17 protein-coding genes and 1 tRNA gene are annotated in these 16,927 nt (G+C 58.0%); 14 read left to right on the forward strand and 4 right to left on the reverse strand.

The window, feature by feature from the left end:
* Positions 1-750 (forward strand): hypothetical protein, encoded by a 750-nt coding sequence (locus ACZ5AM_RS00475; protein WP_464915053.1) that lies wholly within the window; start codon positions 1-3, stop codon positions 748-750.
* Here the strand turns inward: ACZ5AM_RS00475 and ACZ5AM_RS00480 are convergent.
* The 3 genes from ACZ5AM_RS00480 to ACZ5AM_RS00490 are packed head-to-tail and all read right to left on the reverse strand — an operon-like array spanning position 741 to position 2,969.
* Complete coding sequence (locus ACZ5AM_RS00480) at positions 741-1,772, reverse strand: tetratricopeptide repeat protein (protein WP_464915054.1); 1,032 nt, start codon at positions 1,770-1,772, stop codon at positions 741-743. The genes ACZ5AM_RS00475 and ACZ5AM_RS00480 overlap by 10 nt on opposite strands.
* Positions 1,745-2,284 (reverse strand): methylated-DNA--protein-cysteine methyltransferase, encoded by a 540-nt coding sequence (gene otg, locus ACZ5AM_RS00485; protein WP_464915055.1) that lies wholly within the window; start codon positions 2,282-2,284, stop codon positions 1,745-1,747. Before otg ends, ACZ5AM_RS00480 begins: the two co-directional genes overlap by 28 nt.
* Positions 2,271-2,969 (reverse strand): RNA methyltransferase, encoded by a 699-nt coding sequence (locus tag ACZ5AM_RS00490; RefSeq protein WP_464915056.1) that lies wholly within the window; start codon positions 2,967-2,969, stop codon positions 2,271-2,273. Before ACZ5AM_RS00490 ends, otg begins: the two co-directional genes overlap by 14 nt.
* Before the next feature lie 67 nt (positions 2,970-3,036).
* Between ACZ5AM_RS00490 and ACZ5AM_RS00495 the strand changes: the two genes are divergently transcribed.
* From ACZ5AM_RS00495 to ACZ5AM_RS00520, 6 genes are all read left to right on the forward strand, one after another.
* Complete coding sequence (locus ACZ5AM_RS00495; protein WP_464915057.1) at positions 3,037-3,591, forward strand: hypothetical protein; 555 nt, start codon at positions 3,037-3,039, stop codon at positions 3,589-3,591.
* A gap of 4 nt (positions 3,592-3,595) precedes the next feature.
* Complete coding sequence (locus ACZ5AM_RS00500) at positions 3,596-4,525, forward strand: 2-dehydropantoate 2-reductase (protein ID WP_464915058.1); 930 nt, start codon at positions 3,596-3,598, stop codon at positions 4,523-4,525.
* A 2-nt stretch (positions 4,526-4,527) separates the two neighbouring features.
* Positions 4,528-5,175, forward strand: coding sequence for a TIGR00153 family protein (locus ACZ5AM_RS00505; RefSeq protein ID WP_464915830.1), 648 nt, complete (start codon positions 4,528-4,530; stop codon positions 5,173-5,175).
* Between the two features lie 2 nt (positions 5,176-5,177).
* A complete protein-coding gene (locus ACZ5AM_RS00510) occupies positions 5,178-6,092 on the forward strand; it encodes a hydroxyacid dehydrogenase (RefSeq protein WP_464915831.1) in 915 nt (304 codons plus the stop codon).
* Between the two features lie 201 nt (positions 6,093-6,293).
* Entirely contained in the window at positions 6,294-7,154 is an 861-nt protein-coding gene (locus tag ACZ5AM_RS00515; RefSeq protein WP_464915059.1) for a fumarate hydratase, read from the forward strand.
* Positions 7,145-7,660 carry a FumA C-terminus/TtdB family hydratase beta subunit gene (locus ACZ5AM_RS00520; RefSeq protein WP_464915060.1) on the forward strand — a complete coding sequence of 172 codons (516 nt, stop codon included), beginning with the start codon at positions 7,145-7,147 and terminating at the stop codon, positions 7,658-7,660. The genes ACZ5AM_RS00515 and ACZ5AM_RS00520 overlap by 10 nt, the downstream gene beginning before the upstream one ends.
* Here the strand turns inward: ACZ5AM_RS00520 and ACZ5AM_RS00525 are convergent.
* Positions 7,651-8,937: an NAD(P)-dependent malic enzyme gene (locus tag ACZ5AM_RS00525; RefSeq protein ID WP_464915061.1), complete on the reverse strand. Its 1,287-nt coding sequence runs from the start codon at positions 8,935-8,937 to the stop codon at positions 7,651-7,653. The genes ACZ5AM_RS00520 and ACZ5AM_RS00525 overlap by 10 nt on opposite strands.
* A gap of 135 nt (positions 8,938-9,072) precedes the next feature.
* Between ACZ5AM_RS00525 and ACZ5AM_RS00530 the strand changes: the two genes are divergently transcribed.
* The 7 genes from ACZ5AM_RS00530 to ACZ5AM_RS00560 all read left to right on the forward strand — a co-directional run bounded on the left by ACZ5AM_RS00530 (position 9,073) and on the right by ACZ5AM_RS00560 (position 16,844).
* A complete protein-coding gene (locus ACZ5AM_RS00530) occupies positions 9,073-10,698 on the forward strand; it encodes a metallophosphoesterase family protein (protein ID WP_464915062.1) in 1,626 nt (541 codons plus the stop codon).
* A gap of 90 nt (positions 10,699-10,788) precedes the next feature.
* Positions 10,789-10,866, forward strand: a tRNA-Ala gene (locus ACZ5AM_RS00535).
* 51 nt (positions 10,867-10,917) lie between these two features.
* Positions 10,918-11,466 carry a hypothetical protein gene (locus tag ACZ5AM_RS00540; RefSeq protein ID WP_464915063.1) on the forward strand — a complete coding sequence of 183 codons (549 nt, stop codon included), beginning with the start codon at positions 10,918-10,920 and terminating at the stop codon, positions 11,464-11,466.
* A gap of 66 nt (positions 11,467-11,532) precedes the next feature.
* Positions 11,533-14,265 carry a transglutaminase-like domain-containing protein gene (locus ACZ5AM_RS00545; protein WP_464915064.1) on the forward strand — a complete coding sequence of 911 codons (2,733 nt, stop codon included), beginning with the start codon at positions 11,533-11,535 and terminating at the stop codon, positions 14,263-14,265.
* Positions 14,249-14,947, forward strand: a complete 699-nt coding sequence (locus ACZ5AM_RS00550) for a hypothetical protein (protein WP_464915065.1) — start codon at positions 14,249-14,251, stop codon at positions 14,945-14,947. Before ACZ5AM_RS00545 ends, ACZ5AM_RS00550 begins: the two co-directional genes overlap by 17 nt.
* The gene (locus tag ACZ5AM_RS00555; protein WP_464915066.1) at positions 14,944-16,161 is read left to right on the forward strand and encodes a DUF58 domain-containing protein; all 1,218 of its coding nucleotides are present in this window, start codon (positions 14,944-14,946) and stop codon (positions 16,159-16,161) included. Before ACZ5AM_RS00550 ends, ACZ5AM_RS00555 begins: the two co-directional genes overlap by 4 nt.
* The gene (locus tag ACZ5AM_RS00560; RefSeq protein WP_464915067.1) at positions 16,095-16,844 is read left to right on the forward strand and encodes a hypothetical protein; all 750 of its coding nucleotides are present in this window, start codon (positions 16,095-16,097) and stop codon (positions 16,842-16,844) included. The genes ACZ5AM_RS00555 and ACZ5AM_RS00560 overlap by 67 nt, the downstream gene beginning before the upstream one ends.
* Positions 16,845-16,927: the final 83 nt, after the last annotated feature.

A 16,927-nucleotide genomic window follows, 5' to 3' on the forward strand; every position in this document is an offset into this window, starting at 1 on the left:
ATGGGGAAATCCGGGGATGAGATATTCAAAGAGCCGTTCCCCGAGGGATCCATAGTCAGCATAATCCACGATGGCTACTCCTCAGCGTGGATGATGAGCTTCGCCATCCTGAAAAAGGAGATCTCAAACGGAAGCTTTGGGGTTCTGTCAAGCTACAACCTCCCTTTGCCGAGCCTTTTCAGGGCTGCCAAGCAGGTCGGACTTGAAATCGAGGAGGAACTCGAGAGAGACAACCTCGTCGTTATAGACATCTTCGGGTCAAAGTACAGCGCGAGGTACGAGGGGAAAAACGTGTTCTACATAGACAACGTTTCACCTGAAACTATAAACCCCAAGATCAACATGATCTACCTGAACAGGATAAAGCCCCTGGCCAGCGAGAGAAGAACAGTAAGGCTCATACACACCCTGGACGGTGCAGCGCTCATGTTTGGGGAGGTGGAAACGCTGAAACTCCTGAACCAGACCGTGGCGGAACGCTCGAAGGACATGCCGAACTCCATACTGATACTCCCGATAAACAGGGACGTAGTCTCCAAAAAGTTCATAGGGTGGGTTTCCGGGATAAGCGACTACGTCATCGTCGCATCGGTCCAGCTGGAGGAGAGCATAAGGGAGAAGGTCTACATAGTCAAGTCCCCGGAGGAGGGGTTCACGTCAGCCGTCTACCACCTTTGGATAACCGAAGAGAAAAGCCCACAGAGGTTGAGGGTGAGGAAGATAAACGAAAACAGGGAGTTTCAGCCCTGACCCTTGTCCTCCGGGAACTTTGAGGTTTCTTCGTTGGCCTTCATGATCCTCTGCCTGTACTCCTCGTACTTCTTCCTCGCCTCTTCCGCCTTCTCCTTCTCGCCGAGGTACTCGTATGCCTCTGCCACATGCTTCCACCACATCGGATCTTCCTCAGCCTCCTTCAGGCAGTACTCGAGGAACTTCTGGTAGGCCTCCCTTGCGAGCTCCTCCATGCCGAGCTTTCTCGCTATGTTCCCAACGTCCTCCCAGAAGACGCCTTCCTCCTCGGCCTCCTTTTTGTAGTACTCAAGGGCCTTCTCCCATGCTTCCCTAGCTTTTTCCTCGTTTCCGAGTTCCTCATAGAGCTTGGCAACGTCCTCCCAGAACCAGGGCTCCTCCTCGGCGTACTTCTCAAGGGCTTTCGCTGCTCTCTCCATGTTCCCGGCCTTCTTCCAGTACTCGTGGGCCTCCTTTAGGTAGTAGGTGTCCTTCTCCTTCTCGTACAGTTGCTCGTAGATTTCAGCGGCTTTCTCGTACTTCTCGGCCTTCTCGTAGGCCCATGCCGCGCTCTCCATCCAGCCGAGCTTCTCGTACATCTCGGCGGCCTTCAGGTAGTCCCCCTTCTTTTCGTACTTTCTGGCGGCCTGTTTGTACTTACCGGCCCTCTCGAGGCTCTCGGCGCTCTTGAAGCGGTCAACGAGGCCCAAGTCTGGCTCGCTGATGTACCAGATTCCGAAGGCAACCACCGCGATGAAGAAGACTATTATCCCTGCCACGACGTTAAGGGCGCGCCAGACTATGCTCAGGTAGAGGCCGTAGCCGCTTATGGCCGTGAAGACCGCCAGTATGACCCCGTACTTCCAGCTCTCCGCGTAGAGCGTCAGGGCCGTGAAGAAGCCCAGCATCAGCGTGACGCCGAGGAACCCGAGGACGAGGATAACCTGAAGCAAAAGCTTCCAGCCGCCGTACCAGACTATACCTGCCGCTATGGCTATTACCGCTATCAGAAAACCTATGAGGTACGCTTTGAGCTTGTCCATCCTTCCACCCCCTCTATTTTCAGCAGGAAGACCTTTTCGTCCAGCCTCGGGGTGTAGTAGCCGATCCCGCCTTTAGCTACCACCCTGTGACAGGGAACCACTATCGGGTAGGGGTTTCTCTTCATCGCTCCCCCGATGGCCCTTGGAGAGGTGCCGAGGGCCCGCGCAAGGCTACCGTAGGTTATAATGTTACCTCTTTTAACGTTTTTCGTGAGCCATTCGTAAACACGCCCCTCGAAGGGTGTAACGCCCTCGAAGGACAGCTCGTCCAAAACGTCGGCGTTGTCCACCCTTCCAATGATAACGTCCCTGACGAGGGCTGGATAATCCGAGCTCTCTCGGCTTAGATCGACGTCAACGCCCCTCTTCACCAGAAATCCCGAGAGCCTTTCAACGTTCCTTCCGAACTGCTCCCTATCGAGCGCGAACGTTATCCCCTGGATCTTCTCCCACCAGAAAACAGCTATCCACACTTTTCTACCGGCTATCTCAAAGACCTCAGCGCTCAGCATCTCCGCATTCCTCCAGCTTTAACTTCGCCCTCCTCAGCGGACCCATCAGCGTGTGAACCTCCCTTCCGTAGAGGACGGCCCTGCCAACGAAGCGCCTGAAGATTTTAGTGAAAACCTCCCTCCTCTCCGCGTCCTTCGGGTAGCCCAGAACCTCGAGGAGTCCCGCCCAAGTCTTCACGAGCTGTTCCTTCTCCTCCCTAGTGGCAGGCTTTGGAGATTCCACCGTTGGTTCTGGGCGTTTCTTGGCCAGTTCGTACAGAATGACCGCAACCGCTTGAGCGAGGTTCATGACGGGATAGGAGTCGCTCGTCGGTATTGTCACAGTGAAGTCCATCTTGGCGAGCTCTTCGTTCTTCAGGCCGATGCTCTCCCGCCCGAAGAAGAGGCCGACCCTTCCTTGATAGCCCTCGAGCGTTTCCCTCAGCTCCCAGGGCATCAGCGGTGCCCTGTTGGGGATGTAGCTTTTTCCCGGCTTTCCGGTGGTTCCAACAGCCAGGTCGAAGAGCCCGAGTGCATCCTCGAATTTCTCCAGCACGAGAGCGTTCTCCAAAACGTCCCTGGCGTGGACGGCGTAGCTGTAGCTCTCCCCCGTGATGTTCGGGTTTACGAGGACTAACCGGGAGAAACCGAAGTTCTTCATCGTCCTCGCGATCATCCCGATGTTTGCAGGGCCTTCTGGTTCCACCAAAACCACCGCTAGATCCATACGAAAGGATTAAAGGAAGCGGGGTTAAATGGTTTCTGGTGGAAGGATGAGAAAGAGGCCCGAGCTGATGCCCTTCACACTGGGGGTACTGGTTATGGCCTACCTAACCGCGGAGGTACCACAGGACAAGTTGTCCTACCTCATTCCCTACGGCTTGCTCACGCTGGCGGCACTCAGGAGGAAAACCTTTCCCTACGGGGCATCGGCCCTCTTCAGCGGTTCCCTCATTGAATGGTTCCTAACCAGAAACTACCTAGCGCTGGTCGGGATCGGCATAGCGATCCTCGTGATGCCTATCAAGGTTGAAAAACAGCCCGTGAAGCTGTGGGAGAGGGTAGCTAACACGGTCGCCGCCGGAACAGTCGCGTACGTGTCCCTGGTTGGCCCCAACAACGAACTTAAGGCGGCTGGGATACTGGCTGTCCTGGCCATGCTCTCCGGCAACAGGGGTGTTTCAAGCGCCGGGATTTTGGCGGGTTCCGCTGTTCTTACGGTAATCCCCCTGGCTTATTTGAGCGATATGGACCCGACCTTATTCCTCGGGGCTTCGGTCACTCTCATGGTGTACTCCATCCACCACCTTAGGAAGCTGCTGAGGTGATAGCGTGAAGGTCTACGTCCTAGGTGCCGGCTCAATAGGTTCACTCTTCGGCGCCCTTCTCACCAGGGCGGGCCACGACGTGACGCTCATAGGGAGGGAGGAGCACGTAAAGGCCGTTAGGGAGAGGGGGCTGGAGATAACGGGGGTCGAGGAGTTCACCGTCCATCCTAAGGCTGAGCTCTACGCCCCCGAGGAACCGCCCGATTTGCTCCTCCTTACCGTGAAGTCGTACTCGACAAAAACTGCCCTCGAGTGCGCCAGGCACTGCATAGGCGAGGACACTTGGATCCTCAGCCTCCAGAACGGCCTGGGGAACGAAGATCTTGCACTCAAGGTCACGGACAAGGTAATCGGCGGGATAACGACGAACGGTGCCATGCTCACAGAGTGGGGGAAGGTTAGGTGGACAGGGAGGGGCATAACCGTCATCGGGAGGTACCCGACGGGAAAACATGAGTTCGTGGAAGAGGTCGCGGAGGTTTTCAGGGAAGCGGGGCTTGAAACCACCGTAACCGAGAACGCCCTCGGCTGGAAGTGGGCCAAGGCGATAGTCAACTCCGTTATAAACGGCCTGGGGACAGTTCTTGAGGTCAAGAACGGCTTCCTGAAGGACAACCCCTACATCGAGGCCATATCCATCGACATAGCGCGCGAGGGCTGCCTCACAGCCCAGCAGCTCGGGGTGGAGTTCGAGGTGCACCCCCTGGAGCTCTTGTGGGACACAATTGAGAGGACGCGGGAGAACTACAACTCCACCCTCCAGGACATAATGCGCGGAAGAAAAACCGAGATCGACTACATAAACGGGAAGATAGCCGAGTACGCCAAGTCTGTCGGCCTGGAGGCCCCAAGGAACGAGCTCATATGGGCACTTGTTAGGGCCAAGGAGAGTAAGGTAGATAAACCCGCAAGTGAAACACATGACAGGGGATGAAGATGGGGATATTCGGTGGAAAGGAGAACGACGTGTTTAAAGCGCTGGAAGATCACCTTAACGTTGTAAGGGAAACTCTAACGGCCTTTCGGGCACTGGTGGAGGCGTACGTTGACGGAAGGGTCAGCGAGGCTGAGAAGTTCGAGAACGAGGTGAACGAACTCGAGACTAAGGCAGATAGGCTTAGAAGGAGCATAGAGATGATGCTCTACGAGGGGGCTTTTCTCCCAGCCAACAGGGGCGACTACGTCAGGCTGAGCGAGCTAGTCGACCAGGTGGCTGATGCCGCCGAGAGCGCGGCCCACACGATAGTACTCGCGAAGCCAAAGGTTCCGGAAGAGCTGAAGGACGAGTTCCTGAAACTCATAGACTCGGGCATCAAGACATACGAGACTTTAATGGAAGCCGTCAGGGCCCTGAACACGGACGTTGACAAGGCGATGGAGCTGGCCAAGGCCGTTGAAGACGCCGAGGAGGAGGCCGACAGGGTCGAGTACGAGCTCAAGAGGAAGGTTTTTGAGAGCGAGGTGATAACCACCTACGCAAAGCTGATATGGAACCAGATCCTCACCAAGATCGGCGACATAGCCGACCGCGCCGAGGACGCCTCGGATCAGGTGCTGCTCATGTCAGTCAAGAGGAGGGGATGAGGATGAAGGTGCTTGTTGCCGCGCCACTGCACGAAAAGGCCATAGGGGTTTTGAAGGAAGCGGGTTTTGAGGTTCTCTACGAGGAGTACCCCAACGAAGAGAGGCTGATAGAGTTAGCTAGGGACGTCGACGCTATAATCGTCAGGAGCAAGCCCAAGGTGACCCGGAAGGTCATCGAGGCGGCTCCAAAGCTCAAGGTCATCGGAAGGGCCGGAGTTGGCCTCGACAACATAGACCTCGAGGCGGCAAAGGAGAGGGGGATTAAGGTCGTCAACAGCCCGGGAGCTTCAAGCAGGAGCGTCGCCGAGCTCGTCTTCGGCCTGCTCTTCGCAGTTGCAAGGAAGATAGCATTCGCGGACAGGAAGATGAGGGAAGGCGTCTGGGCCAAGAAGCAGGCCATGGGGATCGAGCTCGAGGGCAAGACCATCGGGATCGTCGGCTTCGGAAGGATAGGCTACCAGGTCGCCAAGATAGCCAACGCCTTCGGGATGAAAGTCCTCCTCTACGATCCGTATCCAAACGAGGAGAGGGCCAAAGAAGTCGGCGGGACGTTTGCTTCCCTCGAAGACCTCCTGAAGGAGAGCGACGTCGTTACGCTCCACGTGCCGCTCATAGACGCTACCTACCACCTCATAAACGAGGAGAGGCTCAGGCTGATGAAGCCGACGGCCATACTCATCAACGCGGCCAGAGGAGCTGTCGTTGACACCGAGGCCCTCGTCAAAGCCCTGAAGGAGGGCTGGATTTACGGTGCTGGATTGGATGTCTACGAGGAGGAGCCCCTTCCGAAGGACCACCCGCTCACGAAGTTCGACAACGTTGTTCTCACCCCCCACATAGGCGCCTCAACGGAAGAGGCACAGATGCGCGCCGGCGTTCAGGTGGCGGAACAGATAGTCGAGATTTTGAAGGGCTGAGCCTTTTCCTTCGCTTTTCTTTCCCCAGCAAAGTTCCGCGCAAAAGTTTGCCAGTATGGTGGCAAGCTTTTCTGCGAAACTTTACCAGTATAGCGGTAAAGATTTGAGCGAAAGTTTTGCAGTATGGTGGAAAACTTCTCACTCTACTTTTAAACCCCCACGTCAATCTTTTTAACTCTGGAGCCAACTTTTAACAGGTGAATGTCATTGCCCGTTGAAGCTCTCGTCGAGGCGGTAAGGCTCGCCGTGACGACGATTCCAAAGGATACCGTTGAGGCCCTTAGAAGGGCCTACGAAAGAGAAGAGAAAGAAATAGCGCGCTTCAACCTTGAAAACATCCTTAAGGCCATCGAAATCGGGAGAGAAAGGTCAATACCTGTCTGCCAGGACACCGGAACGATGACATTCTTCGTCAAAGCCGGAATCTACAGCCCGTTTTTGGGAGAAATTGAGAGGGCCATAATCAAGGCCGTCAGGAGGGCCACCAGGGAGGTCCCTCTCAGGCCGAACGCGGTGGACGTTTTGAGCGGCAGAAACTCCGGCGATAACACTGGAAAGGGCGTTCCGATAATCCACTGGGAGCTCGTCGATGGTGACGAGGTAGAGGTGGCGGTTCTGCCAAAGGGCGGTGGAAGCGAGAACTGCTCGGCCCTGGCGATGCTTACTCCAGGCGAAGGCTGGGAAGGCCTTAAGCGCTTCGTCGTCGAGCGGATTAAGGCCTGCGGTGGAAAGCCCTGTCCTCCCGTGGTGGTTGGAATAGGCGTTGGTGGTGGCGCTGATTACTCGCTAATGCTGGCCAAGAAGGCCCTCCTCAGAAGGGTCGGCGAGAGGAACTCCGATGAAATGATTGCGGAAATCGAGGATGAGCTCTTGGAGGAAATAAACGCCCTCGGAATCGGGCCGATGGGGATGGGCGGAAAAACCACCGCGTTAGACGTTAAAATCGAGGTCGCCCACAGGCATCCGGCGAGCTTTCCCGTTGGTTTAATAGTCCAGTGCTGGGCCAACAGGAGGGCCTTTTTAAGGCTAAAACCCAACGGGAGGGTGAAGATTTGGCAGTGAAGCTGAGAACGCCCCCGGGTAAGAGAGACGTCCTCAAGCTTAAGGCTGGAGACGTCGTTCACCTTTCGGGGGAGATAGTTACGGCTAGGGACTCTGCCCACAGGAGAATCCTGAGCCTTCCGAGGGAGGGACTGCCCTTCGACCCGGAGGGAGCGATGATATACCACTGCGGGCCCGTTGTTAGGAAAAAGACCGACGGCTGGGAGGTGGTTTCAGCAGGGCCGACGACGAGCGCGAGGATGAACCGCTACCTCGATGGTATTCTAAGCCTCGGCGTGAGGGGGATAATCGGGAAGGGCGGAATGAACCCGGAACCCTTTAAGGGTAGGGCCGTCTACCTCGCCTTCACCGGAGGGGCCGGTTCCCTGGCGGCTGAAAGCATAAAGAGGGTTAAAGCCGTCCACTGGCTCGACCTCGGCGTTCCAGAGGCGCTGTGGGTTTTAGAGGTCGAAAACCTCCCGGTTATCGTTGCCATAGACGCCCATGGAAACTCGCTCTACAGGTAGTTCTTCCTTCTCTCGTTGAGCGGAGCGATGTTTCCCTCGTAAAATTCCCGCCACATCATGAGCTTCTCGGCGACCGCCTCGGGGTTCACTCTCATCCTCGCAACGCCCTCCCTTATGGCCTCCTCGGCGACCGCCTTTGCCACAGCAGGGTGAACGTCAGGATGGAACGGCGAGGGGATTATTTCATCCTCGCTCGGCTCTATTACCGAGGCAATGGCTCTTGAAGCCGCTATTATCATGCCGTCCGTTATCGTTTTAGCCCTAACGTCGAGGGCTCCGCGGAAGATGGCCGGAAAGCCGAGCAGGTTGTTTATCTGGTTGGGGTAATCGCTCCTCCCGGTCGCGACTATTCTGGCTCCAGCCTTTTTGGCCTCCTCTGGGGGTATCTCGGGGACCGGATTGGCAAGGGGGAACACCACCGCGTCATCTGCCATTTTCCGTATCCACTCTGGCTTTATAACTCCCGGCCCGGGTCTCGTGAAGGATATGAGAACGTCCGCCCCACGGAGGGCCTCCTCGGGACCTCCCTCGATTCCTCCGCCGTTCGTCTTCGAGAGGAGCTCTCCACGGTAGGGGAACATCTCTTCGAGGGGCAGGTCAGGGGTTAGGACCCTAGGCACTCCGTTCACGAGCTCGACGACGCGGACGTTTTCCGGGTTTACCCCAGCCTTAACGAGAAGTCTGAGCGTGGCGAAGCCGGCCGCGCCAGCGCCGAAGAGCGCGATGCTCACCTCCTTTAGCTTTTTGCCAACAACCTTTAGCGCGTTTAACAGGCCCGCCAGAACGACGCTCGCAGTTCCCTGCTGGTCGTCGTGGAAAACGGGGATGTCAAGCTCTTCCCTGAGACGCTCAAGGACGTAGAAACACTTGGGCGAGGCAATGTCCTCAAGGTTTACCCCGCCGAAGGAGGGCGAGACCGCCTTTACCACATCAATGAACCTGCCCGGGTCTTTCTCAGCTAGAACTAGGGGGAATGCATCAACGCCACCGAAGGCCTTGAAGAGCAGTGCCTTACCCTCCATCACCGGGAGAGCCCCAAGGGGACCGATGTTGCCCAGACCCAGCACACGGGTTCCGTCGCTGATTACCGCAACAGTGTTGCCCCTGTTGGTGTATTCAAAGGCTTTGTCCGGGTTTTTGGCTATCTCCCTGGAGACCTCGGCAACTCCGGGCGTGTAAGCCAGGGGGAGGGTTTCCCACGTGAGCGGAACCTTCGGGATGACCTCGATTTTACCGTTGCCCGGAAAGTTGTCCCTGTGAAAGTCGATCGGGTTCATACCACCACCGCCATATGTTGCCGTTCAGCAGTTAAAAACCCACCGTTCTGGTGGAAAAATAAACTCGAACGTGTTCACGAAGGAAGGCCAAAAAGTACTTTAATCCTAAGGGATACTCGGGCCAAGGTGACCCGAATGAGAAAAGCCGGCGTTGCGCTGCTGTTGGCACTTCTTATTGTGGCATCGGGGTGCATAGGGGGAGGCACAGGGACGGGGACAACGTCCAGCTCCAAGACGCCCGTTGGAATAGACTTCGGATCCTACGAGAAAGGGCAGGTTCTGGAAAACTGGGCAAAGCTCCTCAATACCTCAGAGGTCTACGCCAGCGAGGGCTACGAAGACCTCGCCAAGCACTACTTCCCGAACGCCAAAATCCTTCCAGCGAGCCAGTACGACGGCGGCATAGCCGTGCTCTCTCCGAAGGACGCGAGAAAGATCCTGAGGGGGAAGCCCATACTCATAACGGTCAGCGACTACTTCGGCTACGTCGTCTACAAGCTCGGAATAAAGTTTGTCGGGCCGGACAAGGGCGTTATGGCTGCCTTCAACGACAAAGGAAAAGCCCACCTAGTCTTCACTGGAACGAGCAAGGCAGGTGCCGGAGCGGCCCTTGAGTACGCGATGAGGCTGAAAGAGGGAGCGAAAGTCAACGCGGACGACATCGTGAGGAGCGGTGAGTTCGAGGGGGTTCTGCTGAAGGTCATAGGCGACAACGACTGGGACGGAATCCAGGACGAGGGCGAGAGCTGGTACCTCACCTCGTTCAAGGTTATGGAGCCCTTCATCTACTACTGGCGCATCGTTGAAGGGGAGAACGTCACCGTTAAGGGAGGCTTCATAAGGCTCGTAAACGGCTCAACCGTCTACATCCACGCCCTCGGGTTCAACGTGAGCATAAGGGTGAAGAATCCGAAGAATAAAGAGCTCACCTACGTCATCGAAAACATCAACCCCAGCTACGTCGAGATAGCTGGAAAGACCAAGTCCGTCGACATGGGCGGAACCAAAGTGAAAGTGGTGAGCTCCTCCAAGGAGGTAGACCTAGTCCCGAAGGAGGTCAAAAACTACAGGATCCTCGCCTTCGGCGACCACAGGCCCGACGGGGGAACGAAGCCGCCCGAGGTGTTCCTAAAGATACGCGATGAGATCAACGAGGACAACGGGGTTTTCATACTCGACGGCGGCGACCTGGTCTACACGGGAAGGGTGGACGAGTGGGCGGCCCTGATGAAGGAGTGGAAGTGGGACAAGCCTATCTTCGTTGCTCCAGGCAACCACGAGTACCGCGGGGAAGGGATAAACGTCTTCCACATGCTCTTCGGCCCGGACAACTACGCCTTCTCCTTCGGAAACTACCGCTACATAATCATCAACGACGTTGAGGACAACTACGGCCTCAGCGACGAGACCTTCAAGTGGCTGGAGAATCAGATGAAGCTGGCAAAGGAGAGGGAAGAGAGGCCCATCCTGGTTCTACACGCCCCGCCGGTGGATCCGAGGCCCCACGGAGACCACGCGATGAACCCAGAGGACGGAAGAAGGCTTTTGGCCCTGATGAAGGCCTACAACGCCTTCGGGATCTTCAGCCACATCCACATCTACTGGTACGGCGAGGAGGACGGTGTCCAGATGCTCATAACGGGCGGCGGTGGGGCACCGCTCTACGCAAAACCCGACGAGGGGGGCTTCTATCACTACGTGAGGCTCGGTATGGCCGCCAACGGAACCATCTCAGTCGAGCCCGTCAAGGTGGAGCCGTGAGGAAACCTCACATTCCTCTCAATTTTTCAGCAGGTGTCGATCGATACCAAAACTTTTTAAACCTCCGCAGGGTTCACTAATACCGGGTGCGGGCCGGTAGCTCAGCCTGGTATGAGCGCCGCCCTCGCAAGGCGGAGGCCGCGGGTTCAAATCCCGCCCGGTCCACCACATTTTGAAAAGGTTTTTACGGGATTCAACGCAATTCATTAAGGTGGTTCAATGGCCCCTACCAGAGGCCCCTTTGAGGAAGATCCACTTCTCAGGAGCCTCAGGGAGAGGCTGGACGTCATAGCCGAGGAGAGGCCGGAGAACCTCGTGTGGCTCGCGCTGGAGGTCATGGAGGCCGCTATAGCCGCGTATAGCGGAGCCGTCCAAAAGCTCCCGAATGACTACAGGAAAATCAAGCTCAAGCGATTTCTGGAGGAGAAGGACGCCCAGGTCTGCAGGTTTAGGAGGACACTGCAGGAACTGTTCCCAGGAAAGCGCGTGAATTTTGAAGGCGTTGAGCTCACCGCGAGGGGATCTGACTACATATCCGTCATGAAGGGCATCCTTGAAGTTGAGAACCTAGTCATCGAGTTCCTCGGGCACACGTCAAGAAAGCTCCGCGGACCGCTGAGGGATCTAGCGGAAGACCTGATGCGGGAGATAGAGGAAAGCCGGAGGTTTATCTCCGCCGAAATAGAGCACTACAACGCGTCCACCGAGAGGGAGCAGTTCGTCAGCTTTGTGGAGGAGATGAGGCGGGACAGAAAGGGGCGGTCATGAAAGCCTTCTCTTCTGGGAAACGTTTATGGGTTCGTCAACGAATTCTGTTGAGGAGATGGGAACCCCATGGACAAGGGCAGGCCCACTGTGGCCGTTCTCCTGATCCTCCTGTCCGTGCTTGTGGCGCTCTCGGCCCCTCAAAGCGGGCCCAGGGTGAGGGAGCCCCTCCCCCAGGAAACGGGGGCTAGGCTGGAGCCGCCCCCTTACCTCCGGAAGGACTACTTCACCCCACCGCTCCACCCGAAGGTCGTCTTCACCGTTACGGGGGCATCCCACACGAGGTACCTGCGAATCGGAGTCTACGACACCTACCATGAGAACGGCACATGGACGCGGGAAGTAGGGGGGCCGATACAGTTCGACGACTGCAGCAAGGTATACCCCACGACGGTGGACAACATAACGGTGACGTTTCCAGAGCCAACGAGCGGCTACCTCCCGGTGTGGCTCCGCTCCAAGGCTCTCTCAGTCCCGGCCGTCTACGACCCCCTCAACTCCCTCTACCGGACGGACAGGAAAGTTGAGGGGTTCTCGTTCAAAGCGATCCACTGCAATATTCCGGAGGAAGAGCTAAAAAAGGCCAGGGCTCCAAAGGGAAAGGAATTCTCCGCCTACCTCCAGCTCCCAGAGCTCCCGGAGCGAATAAAAGAGCTCGCGGAGAACGTAACCCGCGGGGCGTCTTCAGACTACGAGAGGGCGAGGCTCATAGAGGCCTACCTGCGCTCCAACTACTTCTACACCCTCGACCCCCAGTGGGTGCCCGAGGACTCGGACCCGCTCTACTACTTCCTCTTCGTCTCGAAGAAGGGCATCTGCACCGACTTCAGTACGGCCTTTGTGATCCTGGCCAGACTCAACGGCCTCCCCTCGCGGCTTGTGGTGGGGTACCTGATAGATGCAAAGCCCGGGGAGCAGGAGGTGAGGCAGAACAGGCTCCACGCATGGGCTGAGGTGTACTTCCGGGGAATCGGATGGGTGACCTTTGACCCGACCGTTGGCGGTGGTGAAAGCGCGGTATCCTACGTCCCGCGGTGGATAGGGGAGAGGTTCGACTACGCTGTGGCCGGAGGTGGGGGCAAGGGCCTCGCGGTCAACCCGCAGGAACTGGTCATCCATCCCGGGGAGAGGGCCGAGGTGCCGGTGCTGAACCTCATTCCGAACTCCACCCTCTCCGTTATCTCTTCAGACCTGCCGGTCAGGCTCCTGGGGAACGTCCTCACCGTGATCGGCCCGCCCCTCCCCGGCAGGTACTGGGTGAGGCTTAAGGCTGAAAACGGCTCCGCGAGCGCGGTTCTTGAGGTGCCGGTCATAGTGAGGGAACGCGGACGGGTGAGCCTCTCGCTTCCCGGCAGCATAACCTCGGGCCTTCCGTTCACGCTGAGGGGGAGCGTGGAGGAAGCGGGAGAGCTGGAGGTCTACCTAAACGGAACCGAGGTCTGCAGGGAGAGCGTCCCCGAGAACTTCTCCATAAAATGCAGGGCCGGGCTTCCCCCCGGCCGGTACCTCTTGGAGGTCGAGTACTCCTCCCCGTACCTCTACGGGAAACTGGAAGGCTGGGTCACCGTAAAGGCCGGCCCAAAGATGACCCTTGATGTTCCAAGGGTTGCAACTCCAGGCCCGGTGAAAGTCAAGGGAAGCATCCAGGGGCCCGGAAGCGAGAACCTGACCGAGGTTCGGTTTTACATCAACGGAAACTACGCAGGGAGCTCCCGCGTGAAGAACGGAACCTTTGAGGAGGTGCTGACGCTCGAAAAACCCGGGAGGTACAGCGTCAGGGTCGAGAGCGGGCCCCTCTCAGGATCCGCCACGGTGAGGGTCGTCTCGGCCGAGTGGGACGTGAGACCGAGGGGAGGTGATATCCTGGTGGTGAGCGGAAGAGTGGAGGGGCTCCAGGAGGGGGACGAGATAGAGGTAAGGCTCTCGGACGGAGGAGGAACGAGGGTAAAGGTTCAGGGAAGGTACTTCAACGCCCAGCTTCCCGTCGAGTTCCCTGCAGGAGGGGAGAGGAGGGTAAAGATCAGCCTGGCCGTAGACGGAATTGAGCTCGGGGAGAAAAGGCTGGTTCTGGCAAAGGGAACCCTTGACCTCGGGAAACTCCCGGAGGGGGTTGAGGTCGTAGTCCCAATCGGGGCGGGCTTCAACGTGTTCCTGCGAGAGGGCAACACCGTTAGGATCGTGTCGTACGATGGGGCCGGGGATTACATAGGGGAGAGCTCCGTTAGAATAGCCCCGCGGGGGGAGAGCACAACCTGGGTTCTGGCCCTTGCGCTGGCCATCGTCGCGTCGTCCCTCTTCGCCCTGGAGGCCCTCCGGAGGGGGAAGAAGACTCCGCCCCAGGGGAGGCGTGGGATACCCATAGGGAGAAGGGTCTTTCTGACTGGGGAGGAGGTAAAGATCAGGTTTACTGAGCCGACCGCGCTCTACCTGGACGGGGAGCCTATTGGAACCTCCGATTCCTTCACCCTGAGACCATCCCCGGGTGAACACGAACTCTCGACCGAATCGGGGGACAAGGTGAAGATCCACGTCCTTCCACCGAGGGAGGCCGTAATAAAGGCCTACGAGCTCTGCCTCCTCCCCTTCGCACTCAGAATGGGTGTGAGGGTCAAAGACGCAACGCCCGAGGAGATATTGAGGGGCCTTGAACGGGTGACTGGAAGAAGGGAGACCCTCAAAAAGATCACACGGATGTTTGAAGCGGCCAAATACGGCAGAAAGGAGTTCTCAGGGGAGGACTTCAGGACATTCCTAAGCCTTCTGGAGGAGCTGGGGGTGGAGTGCGGTGGAGGGGAGGCTTAGGTACTCAGTGCCCGTCATCCTCTCGGCGGCTCTGGTTTACAGGTACTCCCCGATGGCCTCTCTCCTCGTCGCCGGGCTCGGCCTTGGCCTCGTTTTCAGCGATTGCCGCGGAAAGCCTGGGATCATCGCGAGCTCGGCTGGGATCCTGCTGGCTGCCTTTGCCGCCTCCTCCTTAGCAGGCACGCGCCTTTTCCTCGACCTCGGCATCTCCCTCTTCGCGGGCAGGGTCCTAGCATTCCTTCTGCCCTGGGACGAGGCCTGGCTCGTGGCGCTGATGGCCCTCCTGGTCTTGTACGCCGACTACAGATCCCCCCTCCTTGGCGTAGTCCTGATCGTCCTGGCGGCGACCTACTCCGTAAAGGTAGCCCAGTCCCTGGGCCCACCAGCTATAGTACTCGAAGGGGGGAAAGCCGGCCCCCTTCTCAAGGACACCGGGGAACTTGAGGAGGTCGAGAAGGCCGTCAGCAGGTTCGTGGAGGCAGGTGATCCGGTTCCGCTCATAGAGTACCTCGTTGCCTACGGGCCCGAGAGCGCTGGAAGGGAGAGGACGGAGGAGGCCCTGAGGATAATAACCTCCTACTGCCCGAGGAAGAGCCCCCTAAAAGGCCTGGAGAGGGCAGAGGTTAGAAGGAGAGCCAGACTGGTGGAGGAGATCATAGACCTGCTGGGGGGAGGGGAGTGAGGCCCGCAACGGCCCTCGTGCTCTCTGCTTTCGTCCTCGTAACCCTGGGGGTCTCTAAAAACCCCATCTTCCTGCGCCTCTCCGCCGTCCCCCTGCTCTACCTTGCCCTAGGGATCCTGATCCCGAAGCCGGATGGGGTTTCGGTCGAGAGGGCGGTTGAGAGGAGGGACGTCAGGGTTGGAGGCGAGGTCAAGGTCAGACTGAGGATCCGGGTTAGAAAAGGCGTCGGCTTCGTCGTCCTAAGGGAGAACCTCCCGCCGGAGCTGAGGCCCACTGGGGGGAGCACTTCGGCGGTTCTCTTCAAGGGGAGGGGCGAGCTCAGGGCGGAGATCGAGTACACGACCAGGGTTCTCAAGAGGGGCCTCCACAGGATCCCGCCAGCGGAGGTCTACAGCGAGCACCTCTTAGGGCTGGAGAAAGCGTCACTGGCGTTTCTGGGGGGCGAGACGGTCATCAAAGGCCTCCCTAGTGTCGTCAAGCGCAGGAGGGTAAGGCTACCGATGGAGAGGTCAAAGTTCCCGGTCCCCCCGACGACCTACTCCCTCATAGGCTCCCGCTCCACGGACTTCTCGGAGGTCAGGGAGTACCTGCCCGGCGACCCCCTGAAGTTCATCAACTGGAAGGCGACCGCCAGGAGGGGAAAGCCCCTCGTCAACGAGTTCGAACGCGAGGGTAAGAGGAGCGTTTTCATCTACATAGACACCGGCATGGAGGACTTCGCCCTCGAGAGCTCGATAGCCCTGGCGGCTTCTCTCGTCGAGTACCTGACGTGGAAGAACTTCAGCGTCGGCATCTACCTGGTCGGCACGGGCAGGTTCACAACTCCCACGACCGAGACCAAGGCCCACATAAGGCTCCTCTCCTTTGAGAGAACCTTCGAGAGAAGGGAGGACTTTGAAACCGCCGTTAGGAGGAGCAGGAGAATACTCGTTCAGTACACGCCGTTCGTGCTCTACTTCACTAGCGTCTCAGAAAGAAACCTCGGGGAGATAAAGGAAGGGAAGAAGGCGCTCAGGAAATACCTGGGGGGAAGAAGCCCCCTCATCCTCGACGTCTTCCAGTACTCCGGGGTGGACGAAGGGCTGAGAGGGCTCCTGAGCCTCAGAAGGCTCGCCCTCCGTCAAAGGCTCGGAGGAGGTGTCCTGGCTTGGGATCCGGAGAGAGAACCCACAGGAAAGGCTCTCTCCAGGCTGGTGGCCCAGATGAGAGCCTGATCTCCCTTGCCCTCCGCCTGCTACTCCTCACCCCAGGCCTAGTCGTTCTTTCCTTCGCCCTGCCCCTTCAGTGGTTCCTAATCGTCCTCCCCATCGCTCTCCTACCAGGGATCGAGACGGCATCATGGGGCATTTTCCTCGTGTACATAGCGACCGAGGCCACCGGGATCCAAGAACCCCTTCCAGTGGGCGTTTATTTCGTGCTCCTGCCGGTGGTCGGGGGCCAGCTGGAGAGGCTGACCAGAAAGGTAAGACCAACCCTGGAATGGGCGCTCTGGTTCGGGGGCTTCCTAACCGTGATCCTAGTGGCTTCTGCCGCACTAATCCTCTCCCCAGCGCTGATGCCCAGATGGATCCTCCCCGTTCTAACTGGCCTGATGGGCCTCGTTCTTGCCGGCCTCACGGGAAGGAGGAATGTCGAGAGGGCGGTAGGTTTTGTGAAAGCCCGCCTGGTACTGGGGAGCGATTACAGGGCGACCGAGGGACCCGGGGTGCTGAGTCTGGAAAGCAGGGGCGTACCCGTGAAGAGGGAGGTAGTGATAGAGCTCCGAACTCCCCCGATAGCGGACTACATCGCGGTCTATTCGAATAGGGAGCTCAAGAGGCTCCCGAGGGTCTACGAGTCCGAGCTCAACGGAACGAGGTACGTCGTGTATTCGAGCGAGATGTTGAGGGAAGTCTGAGGGCTCAGTGGTGACCGCTCTCATCACCCCTCAGGAGGGCTTGGGCGTCATCATCGCTGGGCTTAAAAACTCGCAGAACTTTT

Source organism: Thermococcus fumicolans (genome assembly GCF_055386755.1).